Source organism: Streptomyces nigrescens (assembly GCF_027626975.1).
Taxonomy (GTDB): domain Bacteria; phylum Actinomycetota; class Actinomycetes; order Streptomycetales; family Streptomycetaceae; genus Streptomyces; species Streptomyces nigrescens.
On record NZ_CP114203.1, the window covers coordinates 7992174 to 8011194 of the forward strand.

At 68.0% G+C, this 19021-nt stretch carries 10 protein-coding genes and 2 rRNA genes; 8 read left to right on the forward strand and 4 right to left on the reverse strand.

What is annotated here, in order from left to right:
• The first annotated feature begins 95 nt into the window (after positions 1-95).
• The 4 genes from STRNI_RS35495 (at position 96) to STRNI_RS35510 (ending at position 4180) form a co-directional block, all read left to right on the forward strand.
• Complete coding sequence (locus STRNI_RS35495) at positions 96-1187, forward strand: ABC transporter ATP-binding protein (protein WP_277412686.1); 1092 nt, start codon at positions 96-98, stop codon at positions 1185-1187.
• Positions 1188-1305: 118 nt separating this feature from the next.
• Entirely contained in the window at positions 1306-2481 is a 1176-nt protein-coding gene (locus tag STRNI_RS35500; RefSeq protein ID WP_277412687.1) for an ABC transporter substrate-binding protein, read from the forward strand.
• Between the two features lie 14 nt (positions 2482-2495).
• A complete protein-coding gene (locus tag STRNI_RS35505; RefSeq protein ID WP_266450409.1) occupies positions 2496-3344 on the forward strand; it encodes an ABC transporter permease in 849 nt (282 codons plus the stop codon).
• 23 nt (positions 3345-3367) lie between these two features.
• On the forward strand, positions 3368-4180 hold the full coding sequence (locus STRNI_RS35510; protein WP_159748470.1) for an ABC transporter permease: 813 nt from the start codon (positions 3368-3370) through the stop codon (positions 4178-4180).
• Positions 4181-4355: 175 nt separating this feature from the next.
• Here STRNI_RS35510 and STRNI_RS35515 read toward each other — a convergent pair whose 3' ends face one another.
• Positions 4356-5198 (reverse strand): M15 family metallopeptidase, encoded by an 843-nt coding sequence (locus STRNI_RS35515; protein WP_277412688.1) that lies wholly within the window; start codon positions 5196-5198, stop codon positions 4356-4358.
• 147 nt (positions 5199-5345) lie between these two features.
• Positions 5346-7751: a glycoside hydrolase family 31 protein gene (locus tag STRNI_RS35520; RefSeq protein WP_018090632.1), complete on the reverse strand. Its 2406-nt coding sequence runs from the start codon at positions 7749-7751 to the stop codon at positions 5346-5348.
• 329 nt (positions 7752-8080) lie between these two features.
• On the opposite strand from STRNI_RS35520, the gene STRNI_RS35525 reads away from it, so the two are divergent.
• Positions 8081-10111: an acetoacetate--CoA ligase gene (locus STRNI_RS35525; RefSeq protein ID WP_018090631.1), complete on the forward strand. Its 2031-nt coding sequence runs from the start codon at positions 8081-8083 to the stop codon at positions 10109-10111.
• A 142-nt stretch (positions 10112-10253) separates the two neighbouring features.
• The gene (locus STRNI_RS35530; RefSeq protein ID WP_159490715.1) at positions 10254-11183 is read left to right on the forward strand and encodes a hypothetical protein; all 930 of its coding nucleotides are present in this window, start codon (positions 10254-10256) and stop codon (positions 11181-11183) included.
• Positions 11184-11271: 88 nt separating this feature from the next.
• Here STRNI_RS35530 and ptsP read toward each other — a convergent pair whose 3' ends face one another.
• Both ptsP and STRNI_RS35540 read right to left on the reverse strand, forming a co-directional pair.
• Positions 11272-12942 carry a phosphoenolpyruvate--protein phosphotransferase gene (ptsP, locus tag STRNI_RS35535; RefSeq protein WP_018090629.1) on the reverse strand — a complete coding sequence of 557 codons (1671 nt, stop codon included), beginning with the start codon at positions 12940-12942 and terminating at the stop codon, positions 11272-11274.
• Between the two features lie 79 nt (positions 12943-13021).
• Positions 13022-13471, reverse strand: coding sequence for a PTS sugar transporter subunit IIA (locus tag STRNI_RS35540; protein WP_018090628.1), 450 nt, complete (start codon positions 13469-13471; stop codon positions 13022-13024).
• 599 nt (positions 13472-14070) lie between these two features.
• Between STRNI_RS35540 and STRNI_RS35545 the strand changes: the two genes are divergently transcribed.
• Together STRNI_RS35545 and STRNI_RS35550 are read left to right on the forward strand one after the other, a co-directional pair.
• Positions 14071-15599 (forward strand): 16S ribosomal RNA (locus STRNI_RS35545).
• A gap of 299 nt (positions 15600-15898) precedes the next feature.
• Positions 15899-19019 (forward strand): 23S ribosomal RNA (locus STRNI_RS35550).
• Together the 16S and 23S rRNA genes form the textbook arrangement of a ribosomal RNA operon.
• Positions 19020-19021: the final 2 nt, after the last annotated feature.

The following is a 19021-nucleotide window of genomic DNA, read 5'->3' on the forward strand; positions in this document are numbered from 1 at the left end:
ACTGACGGAACGTCAGGAGTGTGACACGCTGCCGTCCCGCGCGGAACCCCGGTACAGTCGCCGGGCGATCAAGCCGTTCACGAGGGGGAGCGCCCGTGACCGAAGCCGCCCGTACCGACGCCCGTCCCGCACCCACGGCAGCTGCGACGCCCGCCGTACGGCTCACCGCCGTCACCAAGGAATTCGGTGCGCTGCGTGCCGTCGACGGCGCCGAGCTCACCATCGGGGCAGGCGAGTTCTTCTCCCTCCTCGGCCCCTCCGGCTCGGGCAAGACCACCCTGCTGCGCCTGATCGCCGGCTTCGAACGGCCCACCTCGGGCCGCATCGAACTCGCCGGGAGCGACGTCACCGCACTTCCGCCCAGCCGCCGCGACGTCCACACCGTCTTCCAGGACTACGCGCTCTTCCCCCATATGACCGTCGAGCAGAACGTCGCCTACGCGCTCACCGTCGCCGGGGTGCGCAAATCCGAACGCCTCGCCCGCGCCCGCGCGGCCCTGCGCACCGTACGCCTCGACGACCACGGCGCGCGCCGGCCCGACCGGCTCTCCGGCGGTCAGCGCCAGCGCGTCGCCCTGGCCCGTGCCCTGATCGACGATCCCGGGCTGCTGTTGCTCGACGAACCCCTCGGCGCGCTCGACCTCCAGCTGCGGCAGGAGATGCAGCGCGAACTCCAGCGCATCCAGCGCGCCACCGGTGTCACCTTCCTCCTCGTCACCCACGACCAGGAGGAGGCGCTGACGCTCAGCGACCGCCTTGCCGTGCTCGACCGCGGCCGTATCGTGCAGACCGGCTCGCCGCTGGAGATCTACGACCGTCCGGCCACCGCGTTCGTCGCGGGCTTCATCGGTACCACCAATCTGCTGCGCGACCAGGCCGCGGTCCGTGTGATCGGCGCCCCGGGCACGTACAGCCTCCGCCCCGAGCGGATCCGGATCGTCGCTCCGGACGGCCCGAACGGCGGCCCGAACGGCGTCCCGGCACCGGGGGAGCGGTGTGTGCCCGGCAGGGTCACCGAGATCGCGCACGTCGGTGCCCACACGCGCGTGGTGGTCCGCCTCGACGCAGGCGACGACCAGCTCACCGCCGTGCGGCTGAACTCCACGGACCTGCCGGACGCCGCCCGTCCGGGCGCCGCGGTCCATCTGTTGTGGAACGCCGCCGACGCCATTCCGGTGCCCGGCTGAAGGATCGTCGTACAACGCACCGGGGCGCATCCCGGTTCCCGACGCGCTCTGGTGGCAGACGGTCAGCTTCCGGATACTGGCGGGGCTCGACAGCCGTGTGCGACAGCGGGAGTTCACCATGCGTAACGCGAATCCGTGGAAGGCCGCAGTGGCGGCCGGGGTCCTGCTGCTGGCCGTCGCCTGCGGCTCCGGCGGCGGAACGGACGGCGGGGGAGCCGCCGAACGGAAGAACGTCGGCAAGGGCGAGGGCCGCGTCGACATCATCGCCTGGGCCGGATATGCCGAGGACGGTTCCAACGACCCCAAGGCCGACTGGGTGCACCCTTTCGAGAAACAGACCGGCTGCAAGGTCAACACCAAGACCGCCGGGACCTCCGACGAGATGGTCTCGCTGATGAAGACCGGCCAGTACGACACCGTGTCCGCCTCCGGCGACGCCACTCTGCGGCTGATCGCCGCCGGGGACGTGGCGCCCGTCAACACCCGTCTGGTGCCGAACTACCGCGACATCTTCAGCGGCCTGAAGATGCGCCCGTTCAACTCCAAGGACGGGAAGATGTACGGCATCCCGCACGGCCGCGGCGCCAATCTGCTGATGTACCGCACCGACAAGGTCTCCCCGGCTCCCGACTCCTGGAAGGCAGTCTTCGACGGCGCGGCGAAGTACGCGGGCAAGGTCACCGCCTACGACTCGCCCATCTATATCGCCGACGCCGCCCTCTACCTGATGAAGACCCGTCCCGCACTCGGCATCAAGGACCCGTACGCACTGGACCGCACCCAACTCGACGCCGCAGTGGCCCTGTTGAAGAAGCAGCGGCAGCAGATCGGCGAATACTGGAGCGACTACCAGAAGGAAGTCACCGCCTTCAAGGGCGGCGACAGCGTCGTCGGCACCACCTGGCAGGTCATCGCCAACACCGCCGCCGCGGAAAAGGCCCCCGTCAAGGCGGTCCTCCCCGAGGAGGGGGCCACCGGCTGGTCCGACACCTGGATGGTCTCCGCCAAGGCCGCTCACCCCAACTGCGCCTACAAGTGGCTCGACTGGATCGTCTCCCCGAAGGTGAACGCCCAGGTCGCCGAGTACTTCGGCGAGGCGCCCGCCAACGCCAAGGCGTGCGAGGAGACCGCCGCCCCCCGTCACTGCGCCGTCTACCACGCCGATGACGAGGCCTACTACCGCCGCGTCCACTTCTGGACCACCCCCGTCCCGCAGTGCCTCGACGGCCGCAGGAACGTCAAGTGCACCGACTACGCGGAGTGGACCCGTGCCTGGACGGAGATCAAGGGCTGAGCGCGGGCGCCCGGGTGTCCGCCACGCGCCATGAGCCCCGCGCCCGCGGCCGGCTCGCCGCGCTCCTCGCCCCGCCCCTCCTGTGGCTGGTCCTCGCCTACCTCGGCTCTCTCGCCGTCCTCCTGCTCTCCGCCTTCTGGACCACCGACCCCTTCACCTCGGATGTCGTCCACACCTGGACCACCGACAACTTCCGCGACATCCTCACCACCCCCGTCTACCGCACCGTCGCCCTGCGCACCCTTGGTATCGCCGTCGCCGTCACGCTCCTCGACGCCCTGCTCGCGCTGCCGATGGCCTTCTTCATGGCGCGGGTGGCGGCCGGCCGGCTGCGCCGCGCCCTGCTGGTGGCCGTGCTGACCCCGCTGTGGGCCGGCTATCTGGTCAAGGCGTACGCCTGGCGGGTGATGCTCGGCGAGCACGGCATCATCAACGCGGCACTCGCCCCGCTCGGCCTGCACGGCCCCGGATACGGCACGGCCGCCGTCGTGCTCGTGCTCGCCTACCTCTGGCTGCCGTACATGATCCTGCCGGTCCACGCCGCCCTGGAACGGCTGCCCGCCCACCAACTGGAGGCCTCCGCCGACCTCGGTGCGGGCACCGTACGGACCCTGCGCTCCGTCGTCGCACCCGCCGTCCGTCCCGCCCTCCTGGCGGGTTCCGTCTTCACCTTCTCGCTCTCCCTCGGGGACTACCTCACCGTGCAGATCGTCGGCGGCCGCACCCAGCTCCTGGGCAATGTCATCGCCTCCCAGGTCACCCTCGACCTGCCGCTCGCGGCGGCGCTCTCCGCGGTCCCGGTCGCCCTCGTCGTCTGCTACCTCGCCGCCGTCCGCCGGGCCGGCGCGCTCGACTCACTCTGACCTGAACCGAAGGAGGCAGCCGGATGCACCTCACCCGCACCGCCCGGATCGTCCTCGGCTGCCTCACGGCCGCCGGTCTCGCCCTGATCTACCTCCCCCTCCTCCTGGTTCTGCTCAACTCCGTCAACGCCGACCCCTCGTTCGCCTGGCCGCCCCGCGCGCTGACCGGCGAGTGGTGGAGCCGCGCCCTGCACAGCGCGGGCGCCCGCGACGCCCTGTGGACCTCGCTGCGGGCGGGCCTCGGCGCCACCGCCGTCGCCCTGGTCCTCGGCTCGCTCGCGGCCTTCGCCGTGCACCGCCACCGCTTCTTCGGACGGCAGACCGTCTCGTTCCTGATCGTGCTGCCGATCGCCCTGCCCGGCATCGTCACCGGCATCGCCCTCAACGCCGCCTTCCGCACCGTCCTCGCGCCGCTGGGCATCGGCTTCGGGCTCTTCACGGTCGTGGTCGGCCATGCCACCTTCTGCGTCGTCATCGTCTTCAACAACGTCGCCGCCCGGCTCCGCCGCATCGCCCCGTCCCTGGCCGAGGCCTCCGCCGACCTGGGCGCCCGCCCCTGGCAGACCCTGCGGTACGTCACCTTCCCGGCGCTGCGCCCGGCGCTGTTCGCCGGCGCGCTGCTGGCCTTCGCGCTCTCCTTCGACGAGGTCGTGGTGACCACCTTCACGGCGGGCGCGGGCACCAAGACACTGCCGATCTGGATCTACGAGAACCTGGCCCGCCCCCACCAGGCGCCGGTCGTCGATGTGCTCGCCGCGCTGCTGATCGCCCTGTCGGTCATCCCGGTGTACGCCGCCCAGCGACTCTCGTCGGACACCGCCGGCGGCCGGCTGTGAGCACACGGCCCGGCGGCCGGCTCCGAGCGCACGGCACAGGTTCCCCGAAAGGGTGACTCCGCGGACTTTCATCGAACCGGACGCGGTCCGGCCGCGTCCCTCACAGCAGGGTCCGGGGCACGGGATCGACGGGGGTGATTCGGTGCCCCGGCCCGTCGGCGGCGCGCGCGACCGGTCAGTGCCGTACGAGCGACCGCCGCGCGACCGGGAAGTCGAAGTAGGTGTCCGGAAACGTCTCCGGGGTGAAGGTGTAGTGCCACCACTCCTTGTCGTAGTTGACGAATCCGGCGCGCTCCAGGCCGTCCTTCAACAGCAGCCGGTTGGCCCGCTGTTCGCCCTTGATCCGCGGGTCGAGAGTGTGCGCCAGCGTGTCGAAGCAGTCGAAGCCGGTGCCCATGTCCAGCGAATTGTCCGGGAAGCGGGCCGCCTTCGGGCCGTAACACGAGGACAGCGGCTCCCCGGGGACATACGGCCGGGTGGGCAGGGCCGGCAGCCGCACCAGCGTCAGGTCGACGGTGCTGCCCCGGCTGTGCCCGGACTTCTCCGCGATATAGCCGTCCCGGAACAGCGTCGACTTGTCGACCCGCGGATAGAACTCGGCCTTCATCCGCTGGTCGCCGAGGTCCTTGGCCCAGGACACGAAGTGGTCCACGGCGCGCTGCGGGCGGTAGCAGTCATAGACCTTGAGGGAGTATCCGCGGCGCAGGAACGAGATCTGCGCCCGGTGCAGGGCCCGCGCCGCGTCCCGGGTCAGCAGGCACATCGGCGCCCGGTAGCCGGTCACCGGCACGCCCATGAAGTCGTGCGGGGTGAAGTAGCGCATCTCCTGGATGATCGTGGGATCCACGCTGCGCAGCGCGACGAACTCCCTTGGCGCCTTGGGGTCGTGGACGGGAGGCGACGACGGCGCCCGGCGGGTAACGGTGCCCGCCGCCGCGCTCGGGGAGAGCGCGGTGACAGTGATCAGCGCGGCGGCAGCGGCAGCAAGGCCGCGCAGCGCGGCAGCAAGTCTCGGCATGGCCCCCGTTTACCAGGCGCGGCAGGGAGGAGGGAAGCCCAGCCGCACAACTGCTCAACCGCGCAACTGGGTAACCGTACGACCGCGCAACCACTCCGCCGCGCAGCCCGCTCCGCCCCGTAGCTCGCTCCGCCTCCCCCCAGCCCGCTACGCCCCCACCCCGTCCTCCAACCCCCGCACCCGCACCGGATACCCCACCGCGCCCCCGTCCCGCCGCTCCACCACGACCCGGCCGCCCGACCGCCGCGAGGTGAAGCGCTCCACGGTGGGCCGCTGCCAGCCGTCCCCGGCGTCCGGCACCACCAGCCCGCTGCCCCCGCGCCCGGCTACCGGCGCCCACACCTCCAGCTCCGTCCCGCCGTCCGCACCCGCCACCGGCAGCACCGCACCGGCCCGCGCCAGTACCGGAATCCGCGACAGCGGCGCCTCCACCCACACCTGCCCGGGACCGTCGTACGCGCGCCCGGTCGCGGTGTCGTACCACCGGCCGCGCGGCAGCCGCACCGGCCGCCGGGTCACCCCCGCCGCCAGCACCGGCGCCACCAGCAGTGCGTCCCCCAGCAGAAAGGCGTCCTCGCAGTCCCGTAGGGCCCGGTCCCGCGCCGCGCTCCACCACAGCGGCCGGACATACGGCGCCCCGGTCAGCCGCGCCAGCTGCCCCAGCGTCCCGAAGTACGGCAGCAGCCGCTGCCGCTCACGCAACGCCGTACGGGCATGTGCGAGCACCTCGCTCCCGTACTCCCAGGGCTCCCGCCGCCCCGCCCCTATCGCCGAATGCGTACGGAACAGCGGCATATAGGCGCCCAGTTGGAACCACCGCAGATACAGCTCCGGACACGGCACCCCGGAGAACCCGCCGATATCGGGACCGCTGTACGGCACCCCGCACAGCCCCAGCCCCAGCACCAGCGACAGCGACGCCCGCAGCCCCGGCCAGCCCGTCGCCACATCGCCCGACCAGCTGCCGCCGTAGCGCTGCAGCCCGGCCCAGCCCGAGCGCGAGAAGAGGAACGGGCGCTCGGCCGGCCGCAGTTCGCACAGCCCCTCGAAGCCGGCCCGGGCCATGGCCAGGCCGTAGACGTTGTGCGCCTCCCGGTGGTCGCCGCCCCGCCCCTCCAGCGCATGCCGTGCCGAACGCGGAAGGGTCCGTTCCCCGAACGCGGCGAAGGAGGCCGGCTCGTTCATGTCGTGCCAGACCCCCGCGAAGCCCTGCGCCAGCCGCTCCGCGTACAGCGCACCCCACCACTTGCGCACCCGTGCGTCGGTGAAATCCGGATACACCGACTCGCCCGGCCACACCACCCCGCGCACCTCGCGCCCCCGCGCGTCCCGCACAAAGGCGTCCGCCACCACCCCGCCCTCGTACACGATGTCCCCCGGCTCGGCCTTCACCGCCGGATCCACGATCGACACCAGCCGCACCCCGTCCGCGCGCAACTCCCGGGCCAGTCCCGGAAGATCCGGATAGCGCTGCCGGTCGACCGTGAAGACCCGGTGCCGGTCGTAGTGGTCGATGTCCAAATGGACGGCGGACAGCGGAAGTTCCCGCTCCTTGTAGCCGGCCACCACCCGGCGCACCTCGGCCTCCCCGCCGAAGCCCCAACGGGCGTGCTGATATCCCAGCGCCCACTGCGGCGGCAGCGCGGGCGCCCCGGTCAGCGCCGTCCAGACCTGCAGCACCCGGGCCGGGGACCCCGCCAGCACCCAGTAGCGCAGCGGCCCGCCGTCCATCCGCAGCTCACAGGTGCCCGGCCGGTCATGGCCCGAGCCCGCCCCCTCCGCGCCCTCGCGCAGCGTGACCCGGCCGTCCCAGGAATTGTCGTGAAAGACCAGATGTGTACCGGCGTCCGCCACCACCAGCTGCACCGGCATCGTCAGCGACAGCGGATCGTCGCCCGGCTCGAAGGCCCCGCCCGGATCGGTGTTCCACAGCCGGTACGCACCGTCCCGCAGCCGTGGCCCGTGTGCCCGGCCGCCCAGCCCGAAGAACCGGCCGTCGGCGGCCACCTCAGAGCGCTGCACCCAGCGCGAGACACCGCACCCCTCCGGCCGCCCGGTGCGCTCATCCGCCCCCTCGTCGCCCGCCCGGTCCCACCAGCGCGGCGGCAACTCCCGCCGCAGCACCGCCCCGCCGGGCGTCCGCACCTCCACCGCGCCGTGCCGGGAGACCACCACCAGCACCCGCTCGGAGACCACCCGCCAGCCGCCCTCCGTATCGGGCTCCAGCACCGCCCGCGCATCCACCTCCGGGCACGCCCCGGCCAGCGCGTACGACGGCTCCGGCTCGGCACCGTCCCAGCCGCAGAACACCGCACCGCCCGCGGCCACCCGCACCCGCAGCGACGACCGCGCGAAATGGATCATGCCGCCGCCCGGCTGGGGCTCCGCCCTCAGCGCCGGCCCCGGTACCCGCGCCCGTTCCGCGCCGCGCCGCGGCAGCGCCCGGGCATCCGTTCTCCACGCCCGCCATGCCGAGCGCACGGACCGCAGTCCCTGCGCCGGTCCGACCGCCCTGATCATCCGTACCGACCGCACCAGATCCCGCCCGTCCATACCGGTCAGCCTGCCATTGACGGGCGGGTGTGCGGGCATCGTTCAACTGCCGTTCACCTGCACCGGGTCACGCTCGGCCACCTTCAGGCCCAGGGCTCGCCCCCGATGGCCGAATCCCGCCACGGCCCCGGCCACCCGCCCCCGCGCCACATGGCGGCACCACATCCGCCACCCCCCGAATGTGGGGAGTCCACCCTGGTGCACAAGTCGATCACATGGCATCGTCCAGGCAAGCCGTGTCACGCGCACACGCCCACCCACTGGGCCGGGGGACCCCCACCGCTGTGCGCGCCCGACGCCCACGACGCGTATCGCCCGGGAGCCGCATCATGACCACCGCACCGCAGTCCGCCCACCAGCCGGAACCGCTCTGGCAACCAGGCCCGGACCGCATCGCCGGCGCACAGGTCACCCGCTTCCACACCTGGGCGGCCGCGCACCACGGCGCACCCGCCCCCACCCCCGGCGACCCCGCAACGAGCTACGCCGACCTGCACCACTGGTCCGTCAGCGACCTCCCCGCCTTCTGGCAGGCCACCGCGGAGTGGTTCGACGTCCGCTTCGCCACCCCGTACGAGACCGTCCTCGCCGACCGTGCGATGCCCGGCGCCCGCTGGTTCCCCGGCGCCACCCTCAACTACGCCGAGCACGCCCTGCGCGCCGCGGAGGACCCGGCCCGCGCCGACGCACCCGCGCTGCTGTACGTCGACGAGACCCATGAGCCGACCCCCGTCACCTGGACTGACCTGCGCGCCCAGGTCGGCTCGCTGGCCGCCGAGCTCCGCCGCCTCGGCGTCCGCCCCGGCGACCGCGTCAGCGCCTACGTCCCGAACATCCCGCAGGCCGTCGTCGCGCTCCTCGCCACCGCCGCGGTCGGCGCCGTATGGACCTCCTGCGCCCCCGACTTCGGCGCCCGCAGCGTGCTGGACCGCTTCCAGCAGATCGAACCGGTCGTCCTGTTCACCGTCGACGGCTACCACTACGGCGGCAAGGAACACGACCGCCGCGACACCGTCGCCGAACTCCGCAACGAACTGCCCACCCTGCGCGCCGTCGTCCACATCCCGCTGCTCGGCACCCCCGCCCCCGAAGGCGCCGTGAACTGGTCGGACCTGACCTCGAACGACACCGAACCGGTCTTCGAACAGGTCCCGTTCGACCACCCGCTGTGGGTCCTGTACTCCTCCGGCACCACCGGCCTGCCCAAGGCCATCGTCCAGTCCCAGGGCGGCATCCTGCTCGAACACCTCAAGCAGACCGGCCTGCACTGCGACCTCGGCCCCGAGGACCGGTTCTTCTGGTACACCTCCACCGGCTGGATGATGTGGAACTTCCTCGTCGCCGGCCTCCTGGTGGGCTCCACGATCGTGCTCTACGACGGCAGCCCCGGCCACCCCGACATCTCCGCCCAATGGCGGGTCGCCGAAACCACCCGCGCCACCGTCTTCGGCACCTCCGCCGCCTACGTCATGGCCTGCCGCAAGGCCGGTATCCACCCGGCCCGCGACCTCGACCTCTCCGCCATCACCTGCGTCGCCACCACCGGCTCCCCGCTCCCGCCGGACGGCTTCCGCTGGCTGCACGACTGCTTCACGGAGGGCGGCACCGACCTGTGGACCGCCTCCGTCAGCGGCGGCACCGACGTCTGCAGCTGCTTCGCCGGCGCCGTCCCCACCCTCCCCGTCCACATCGGCGAACTCCAGGCAGCCTGCCTCGGCACCGACCTGCAGGCCTGGGACCCCCAGGGCAAACCGGTCATCGACGAGGTCGGCGAACTCGTCGTCACCAACCCCATGCCGTCCATGCCCACCCGCTTCTGGAACGACCCCGACGGCACCCGCTACCACGACAGCTACTTCGACATGTACCCCGGAGTCTGGCGGCACGGCGACTGGATCACCGTCACCCCCCGCGGCAGCGTCGTCATCCACGGCCGCTCCGACTCCACCCTCAACCGCCAGGGCGTCCGGATGGGCTCCGCCGACATCTACGAAGCCGTCGAACGGCTCCCCGAGATCCGCGAATCCCTCGTCATCGGCCTGGAACTCCCCGACGGCGGCTACTGGATGCCGCTCTTCGTCCACCTCGCCCCCGGCGCCACCCTCGACGACGCCCTCCGCGACCGCGTCAAGCGCACCATCCGCGAAGAGCTCTCCCCACGGCACGTCCCCGACGACATCATCGAAGCCCCCGGCGTACCGCACACCCTCACCGGCAAGCGCATCGAGGTCCCGGTCAAACGCCTCCTCCAGGGCACCCCCCTCGACAAGGCCGTCAACCCCGGCTCCGTTGACAACCTCGAACTGCTCCGCTTCTACGAGCAGGTGGCCCGCGACCGCGCCACCGACCGCACGCAGTAGGCCCGCCCGGCGCCGGGCCGTAGGCCCGCACGGCCTCCGGCCCGGCGTCGGCCGCATTGTCAGACCCCCCGATTACTCTCAGTGACAAGTGGCGTCCGGCCCGCACACGCTCAGCGCCGGACGCATCTCACCAGGGGGAGTCATGACAGCCACGTCCAAGTACACCGACCAGTCCGCCGCCCGCCGCAAACTACGCCGCGAAGTCCCCAGCGCCGCCGCAGTCCTGGCCGACGAGCAGGACTTCCGTGCCATGCGCCGCTACCGCACCTTCCCGTTCGACGACCACCGCAGCTACCTCCAGCAGATGGAGCGCCTGCTGCGCACCCTCGCCTCCCAGGGCGTGCTCACGACCATCAGCCTCTTCGACCCGCTCGCCTACGAGAAATACTGCGCCGACCTCGCCCTGGACCCCGACCGCCCCGACAGCCGCAGCCGCTACACCGCCGAAGTCGCCCGCACCGGCGCGACATTGACCTACCAGGGCGAACCGCTGAGCCGGCTGCTCCCGCTGCTCGTCGAAGAAGCCGGCCGCCAGGCGACCTGGGACCACGCCTCCGCCGTCCTGGCCCGCGCCGGCGACTGCCCGGAGTGCGGCGAAGACCTCGCCCACGCCGCCTTCGCCCGCGCCACCCAAGCCCTCCAGCAGCTCCTCGAAACCCTCGGCAGCGGCACCCACCACCTCGTCTGCTCCGTCGCCACCGGAGACCCGTCCCTCCTGGCGGTCCTGCAAGCCACCGCCCAGGAGGGCACCCGGCGCCGGCTCGCCGAATCCGACACCCTCATCTTCTGCACGGTCCTCGCCGCCGGCTTCGCCCTGCGCACCCCCGGCGGCATCGTCTCCCGCACCACCCACGGCCCCGCCGGCCACGACACCACCGGCGACCCCGCCCAGGACACGGTCCGCGGCTGGTCCCTCCGCGACTCCTGGCCCCGCGCCCTCAGCGCCGCCGAGGTCTTCACCGCCTACTGCACCGACGCCGACACCGGCGAACCGATCCCACCCGAGCACGGCGTCGACTACGCCCCCGGCCTCCCCCTCACACCCCCACCCGACCCCCACCACCACGACTGACCGCACCGCCCACCGCAACAGCACGGCCGCCCCGCCACAAAGGGCGGGACGGCCATCAACGCTCCTGCGACGCACGCGCCGCGCGCGGTCACTCCCCGGAGAGCACCGCCTGCGCGGCGGCCCGCGCATCGTCGGCGGTGTCCGCGGCACGCGCCGCGGCCGCCGCCCGCTCACACTGCGCCAGCGTGTGCTTCGACAGCGTGGACCGTACGTAGGGAATCGACGCCGCACCCATCGAAAGGCTGGTCACACCGAGCCCCGTCAGCACACACGCCAACAGCGGATCGGAGGCCGCCTCACCACAGACACCACAGCTCTTGCCCTCGGCCTTCGCGGCCTCGGCCGACACCGCCACGAGGTCCAGCAGCGCCGGCTGCCAGGGATCCTGCAGCCGCGAGACGGCACCCACCTGACGGTCGGCGGCAAAGGTGTACTGCGCCAGGTCATTGGTCCCCAGCGAAAGGAACTCGACCTCCTGCAGAATCGACCGCGCCCGCAGCGCCGCGGACGGGATCTCCACCATCGCCCCGAACTTCGCCTGCAGCCCGGCCTCCCGGCATGCGTCCGCGAACGCCTTGGCGTCGATCCGGTCCGCCACCATCGGCGCCATGACCTCGAGGTAGACCGGCAGCCCCTCGGCCGCCTTCGCCAACGCCGTCAGCTGCGTACGCAGCACATCGGGGTGGTCCAGCAGCGTCCGCAGACCCCGCACACCCAGCGCGGGGTTGGGCTCATCGGCCGGCGTCAGGAAGTCCAGCGGCTTGTCGGCCCCGGCGTCGAGCACCCGCACCACGACCCGCCCCTCGGGGAAGGCCTCCAGCACCTTGCGGTACGCATCGACCTGCTTCTCCTCCGACGGCGCCTTCTTGCTGTCGTCCAGGAAAAGGAACTCGGTACGGAAGAGCCCGACACCCTCGGCCCCGGCCTCGACCGCCGCGGCCACATCACCGGGCCCGCCGACATTCGCCAGCAGCGGCACCTTGTGCCCGTCGGAGGTGGCCCCCGGACCGGACGACGCCGCCAGCGCCGCCTTCCGCTCCGCCGCGGCCTGCTCCAGCGCCGCCCGCTTCTCGGAGCTCGGCTCCACGAAGACCTCACCGGTGCTGCCGTCGACGGCGATGACCGTGCCCTCGACGAGCTCACCCGCACCGGGCAGCGCGACGATCGCCGGCACCCCCAGCGCCCGCGCAAGAATCGCGCTGTGGCTGGTCGGCCCGCCCTCCTCGGTCACGAACCCGAGCACCAGCGTCGGGTCGAGCAACGCCGTGTCGGCCGGCGCCAGATCGCGCGCGATCAGCACATACGGCTCGTCACTGTCCGGCACACCCGGCATCGGCACACCCAGCAGCCGCGCGACGATACGGTTCCGCACGTCATCGAGGTCGGCCACCCGGCCCGCGAGGTACTCACCGGCACCCGCCAGCAGCGCCCGGTAGGCGGCGAACGCGTCATAGACACCGCGCTCGGCGGTGCTGCCGACGGCGATCCGCCGCTCGACATCCGCCATCAGCTCGGGGTCCTGCGCCATCATGGCCTGTGCCTCCAGCACGGCCTGCGCCTCACCGCCCGCCAGATTTCCCCGAGCTATCAGGTCAGCAGCCACAGCTTCCACGGCCTGACGGGCACGCCCCTGTTCGCGCTCCGCCTCGTCCGCCGGAATCTGCTTGGCCGGCGGCTCAAGAACCGCCGTGCCCATGTGCCGCACCTCGCCGATCGCCACACCGTGGCTGACGCCGACGCCTCGCAGCGTTGTCTCCATTGCACCCGTCTCCGGTTGATGCGACGGCCCGCGCCGCCGCGATGGATGTCGTACCTGCCGTTGGGGGGAGCCCCCGGCGCTACTGCCAGGAGAAGAGCTGGTCGCCCGCCTTGACGTCGCCGTCCTCACGCACCTCGCCGAGCGAGTCCGCAGTGGCCTCCAGCGCGACGACCGGGCACACCGGCGACTTCCCGGCCTGCTCCACAGCGGCCGGGTTCCAGCGCACGACCTCCTGGCCGCGGGTAACGGTGTCGCCCTTGTTCACAAGCAGCTCGAAGCCCTCGCCATTGAGCTGAACGGTGTCAATACCGAGGTGGGTGAGCACACCGTGCCCCTCGGAGTCGACGACGACGAACGCATGCGGGTGCAGCGATACGAGGACACCGTCCACGGGCGAAACAGCGGCGGACGGCTCACGCACCGGATCGATGGCGGTACCGGGACCCACCATCGCTCCGGAGAACACCGGGTCGGGCACAGCCGCGAGTCCGATGGCGCGTCCGGCAAGAGGGGACGTCACGGTGGTCATGGGAAGCCTCCCAGGGGTGGAGATTCATCAGGCCGCCGTCACTACCTGTCCTGGACGGCGCACCGTTCAGAAGCGTAAGTCATAAGAACTGACGGTTCCGCATGAGAGACGCCGGTTGCAGTCCGCGAGTCCCGCCGAATCGATTTGCCTCGCCCACACCAGAGCTGTACTGTCTGACACCTGCCCCGGACAGCCAGGACGCAATCAACTGCGTCCGGTTGAGGTGGGCGGCACTCCTAGCGTCTTGATCGCGACTCAAGAATTGCGCTTTCTGCGTGCCTGCAGAAAAGCAGCGGTTCGGAAGCCGGAAAAGGCCTGATAGAGTGTGAAACACCGAAGGGAAGCGCCCGGAGATCCTGGTGAAACAGGAACAAAGGAAGCGTCCGTTCCTTGAGAACTCAACAGCGTGCCAAAAGTCAACGCCAGATATGTTGATACCCCGTCCACCGGAAACACTCCGGAGGATGAGGTTCCTTTGAAAAGCCCACCACGGCCCAAGCGGTCGGGGTGGCACACACAGCGAGGACGCTGTGAACGAGAGGGCTTATTCCGCCCACTCGTTCCGCTCTCGTGTGTGTTGACCCGATTACGGGTAAACATTCACGGAGAGTTTGATCCTGGCTCAGGACGAACGCTGGCGGCGTGCTTAACACATGCAAGTCGAACGATGAACCTCCTTCGGGAGGGGATTAGTGGCGAACGGGTGAGTAACACGTGGGCAATCTGCCCTTCACTCTGGGACAAGCCCTGGAAACGGGGTCTAATACCGGATACGACTACCGACCGCATGGTCTGGTGGTGGAAAGCTCCGGCGGTGAAGGATGAGCCCGCGGCCTATCAGCTTGTTGGTGGGGTGATGGCCTACCAAGGCGACGACGGGTAGCCGGCCTGAGAGGGCGACCGGCCACACTGGGACTGAGACACGGCCCAGACTCCTACGGGAGGCAGCAGTGGGGAATATTGCACAATGGGCGAAAGCCTGATGCAGCGACGCCGCGTGAGGGATGACGGCCTTCGGGTTGTAAACCTCTTTCAGCAGGGAAGAAGCGAGAGTGACGGTACCTGCAGAAGAAGCGCCGGCTAACTACGTGCCAGCAGCCGCGGTAATACGTAGGGCGCAAGCGTTGTCCGGAATTATTGGGCGTAAAGAGCTCGTAGGCGGCTTGTCACGTCGGATGTGAAAGCCCGGGGCTTAACCCCGGGTCTGCATTCGATACGGGCAGGCTAGAGTTCGGTAGGGGAGATCGGAATTCCTGGTGTAGCGGTGAAATGCGCAGATATCAGGAGGAACACCGGTGGCGAAGGCGGATCTCTGGGCCGATACTGACGCTGAGGAGCGAAAGCGTGGGGAGCGAACAGGATTAGATACCCTGGTAGTCCACGCCGTAAACGTTGGGAACTAGGTGTGGGCGACATTCCACGTCGTCCGTGCCGCAGCTAACGCATTAAGTTCCCCGCCTGGGGAGTACGGCCGCAAGGCTAAAACTCAAAGGAATTGACGGGGGCCCGCACAAGCAGCGGAGCATGTGGCTTAATTCGACGCAACGCGAAGAACCTTACCAAGGCTTGACATACACCGGAAAACCCTGGAGACAGGGTCCCCCTTGTGGTCGGTGTACAGGTGGTGCATGGCTGTCGTCAGCTCGTGTCGTGAGATGTTGGGTTAAGTCCCGCAACGAGCGCAACCCTTGTTCTGTGTTGCCAGCATGCCCTTCGGGGTGATGGGGACTCACAGGAGACTGCCGGGGTCAACTCGGAGGAAGGTGGGGACGACGTCAAGTCATCATGCCCCTTATGTCTTGGGCTGCACACGTGCTACAATGGCCGGTACAATGAGCTGCGATACCGCGAGGTGGAGCGAATCTCAAAAAGCCGGTCTCAGTTCGGATTGGGGTCTGCAACTCGACCCCATGAAGTCGGAGTTGCTAGTAATCGCAGATCAGCATTGCTGCGGTGAATACGTTCCCGGGCCTTGTACACACCGCCCGTCACGTCACGAAAGTCGGTAACACCCGAAGCCGGTGGCCCAACCCCTTGTGGGAGGGAATCGTCGAAGGTGGGACTGGCGATTGGGACGAAGTCGTAACAAGGTAGCCGTACCGGAAGGTGCGGCTGGATCACCTCCTTTCTAAGGAGCATCTAGATCTCGCAAGAGATCCAGAGCCACTACGTCGGCAAATGTTCGACGGTGGTTAGCTCATGGGTGGAACGTTGACTATTCGGCACGGTCGGTTGGGATCATTAGTACTGCTTCGGCGTGGAACGTGAGTCTTCAACTGGTCGGGCCGGGCGCGCTGTTGGGTATCTGAGGGTACGGACTTGAGTCTGGACCTTCGCGATGCCGGCCCCAGTGAACTCAGCCTTCGGGTTGGGGTGGTGGGTGGCTGGTCGTTGCTTGAGAACTGCACAGTGGACGCGAGCATCTGTGGCCAAGTTTTTAAGGGCGCACGGTGGATGCCTTGGCACCAGGAACCGATGAAGGACGTGGGAGGCCACGATAGGCCCCGGGGAGCTGTCAACCGAGCTTTGATCCGGGGGTGTCCGAATGGGGAAACCCGGCAGTCGTCATGGGCTGTCACCCGCTGCTGAACACATAGGCAGTGTGGAGGGAACGCGGGGAAGTGAAACATCTCAGTACCCGCAGGAAGAGAAAACAACCGTGATTCCGGGAGTAGTGGCGAGCGAAACCGGATGAGGCCAAACCAGTCACGTGTGATACCCGGCAGGGGTTGCGTGGTTGGGGTTGTGGGAGTTCTCTTTTGCAGTCTGCCGGCTGTGAGGCAAGTCAGAAACCGTTGGTGTAGGCGAAGGACATGCGAAAGGTCCGGCGTAGAGGGTAAGACCCCCGTAGCTGAAACATCAACGGCTTGCTTGAGAACCACCCAAGTAGCACGGGGCCCGAGAAATCCCGTGTGAATCTGGCGGGACCACCCGTTAAGCCTAAATATTCCCTGGTGACCGATAGCGGATAGTACCGTGAGGGAATGGTGAAAAGTACCGCGGGAGCGGAGTGAAATAGTACCTGAAACCGTGTGCCTACAAGCCGTGGGAGCGTCGCGCAGAGACTTGTCTCTGCGTCGTGACTGCGTGCCTTTTGAAGAATGAGCCTGCGAGTTTGCGGTATGTTGCGAGGTTAACCCGTGTGGGGAAGCCGTAGCGAAAGCGAGTCCGAATAGGGCGTTGAGTAGCGTGCCCAAGACCCGAAGCGGAGTGATCTAGCCATGGGCAGGTTGAAGCGGAGGTAAGACTTCGTGGAGGACCGAACCCACCAGGGTTGAAAACCTGGGGGATGACCTGTGGTTAGGGGTGAAAGGCCAATCAAACTCCGTGATAGCTGGTTCTCCCCGAAATGCATTTAGGTGCAGCGTCGTGTGTTTCTTGCCGGAGGTAGAGCACTGGATAGGCGATGGGCCCTACCGGGTTACTGACCTTAGCCAAACTCCGAATGCCGGTAAGTGAGAGCGCGGCAGTGAGACTGTGGGGGATAAGCTCCATGGTCGAGAGGGAAACAGCCCAGAGCATCGACTAAGGCCCCTAAGCGTGTGCTAAGTGGGAAAGGATGTGGAGTCGCAGAGACAACCAGGAGGTTGGCTTAGAAGCAGCCATCCTTGAAAGAGTGCGTAATAGCTCACTGGTCAAGTGATTCCGCGCCGACAATGTAGCGGGGCTCAAGCACACCGCCGAAGTCGTGTCATTGCAGCATGAGGGCCAACGCCCGCTGTGATGGGTAGGGGAGCGTCGTGTGCCGGGTGAAGCAGCCGTGGAAACGAGTTGTGGACGGTTCACGAGTGAGAATGCAGGCATGAGTAGCGATACACACGTGGGAAACGTGTGCGCCGATTGACTAAGGGTTCCTGGGTCAAGCTGATCTGCCCAGGGTAAGTCGGGACCTAAGGCGAGGCCGACAGGCGTAGTCGATGGACAACCGGTTGATATTCCGGTACCCGCTTTGAAACGCCCAATATCGAATCCATTAATGCTAAGGCCGTGAAGCCGGCCTGGAGTCTTCGGACAAAGGGACGTGGTGGAGCCGCCGATCCAAGGTGGTAGTAGGTAAGCGATGGGGTGACGCAGGAAGGTAGTCCAGCCCGGGCGGTGGTTGTCCCGGGGTAAGGGTGTAGGCCGTGTGGTAGGTAAATCCGTCACACGTTAAGGCTGAGACCTGATGCCGAGCCGATTGTGGTGAAGTGGATGATCCTATGCTGTCGAGAAAAGCCTCTAGCGAGTTTCATGGCGGCCCGTACCCTAAACCGACTCAGGTGGTCAGGTAGAGAATACCGAGGCGTTCGGGTGAACTATGGTTAAGGAACTCGGCAAAATGCCCCCGTAACTTCGGGAGAAGGGGGGCCATTGCTGGTGATGAGTCTTGCACTCTGAGCTGGTGGTGGCCGCAGAGACCAGCGAGAAGCGACTGTTTACTAAAAACACAGGTCCGTGCGAAGCCGTAAGGCGATGTATACGGACTGACGCCTGCCCGGTGCTGGAACGTTAAGGGGACCGGTTAGTCAACTTTCGGGTTGGCGAAGCTGAGAACTTAAGCGCCAGTAAACGGCGGTGGTAACTATAACCATCCTAAGGTAGCGAAATTCCTTGTCGGGTAAGTTCCGACCTGCACGAATGGCGTAACGACTTCTCGACTGTCTCAACCATAGGCCCGGTGAAATTGCATTACGAGTAAAGATGCTCGTTTCGCGCAGCAGGACGGAAAGACCCCGGGACCTTTACTATAGCTTGATATTGGTGTTCGGTTCGGCTTGTGTAGGATAGGTGGGAGACTTTGAAGCGGCCACGCCAGTGGTTGTGGAGTCATTGTTGAAATACCACTCTGGTCGTGCTGGATGTCTAACCTGGGTCCGTGATCCGGATCAGGGACAGTGTCTGGTGGGTAGTTTAACTGGGGCGGTTGCCTCCTAAAGAGTAACGGAGGCGCCCAAAGGTTCCCTCAGCCTGGTTGGCAATCAGGTGTTGAGTGTAAGTGCACAAGGGAGCTTGACTGTGAGACTGACGGGTCGAGCAGGTACGAAAGTAGGGACTAGTGATCCGGCGGTGGCTTGTGGAAGCGCCGTCGCTCAACGGATAAAAGGTACCCCGGGGATAACAGGCTGATCTTCCCCAAGAGTCCATATCGACGGGATGGTTTGGCACCTCGATGTCGGCTCGTCGCATCCTGGGGCTGGAGTCGGTCCCAAGGGTTGGGCTGTTCGCCCATTAAAGCGGTACGCGAGCTGGGTTTAGAACGTCGTGAGACAGTTCGGTCCCTATCCGCTGTGCGCGTAGGAGTCTTGAGAAGGGCTGTCCCTAGTACGAGAGGACCGGGACGGACGAACCTCTGGTGTGCCAGTTGTCCTGCCAAGGGCATGGCTGGTTGGCTACGTTCGGAAAGGATAACCGCTGAAAGCATCTAAGCGGGAAGCCTGCTTCGAGATGAGGACTCCCACCTCCTTTGAGGGGTTAAGGCTCCCAGTAGACGACTGGGTTGATAGGCCAGATATGGAAGCCCGGTAACGGGTGGAGTTGACTGGTACTAATAGGCCGAGGGCTTGTCCTCAG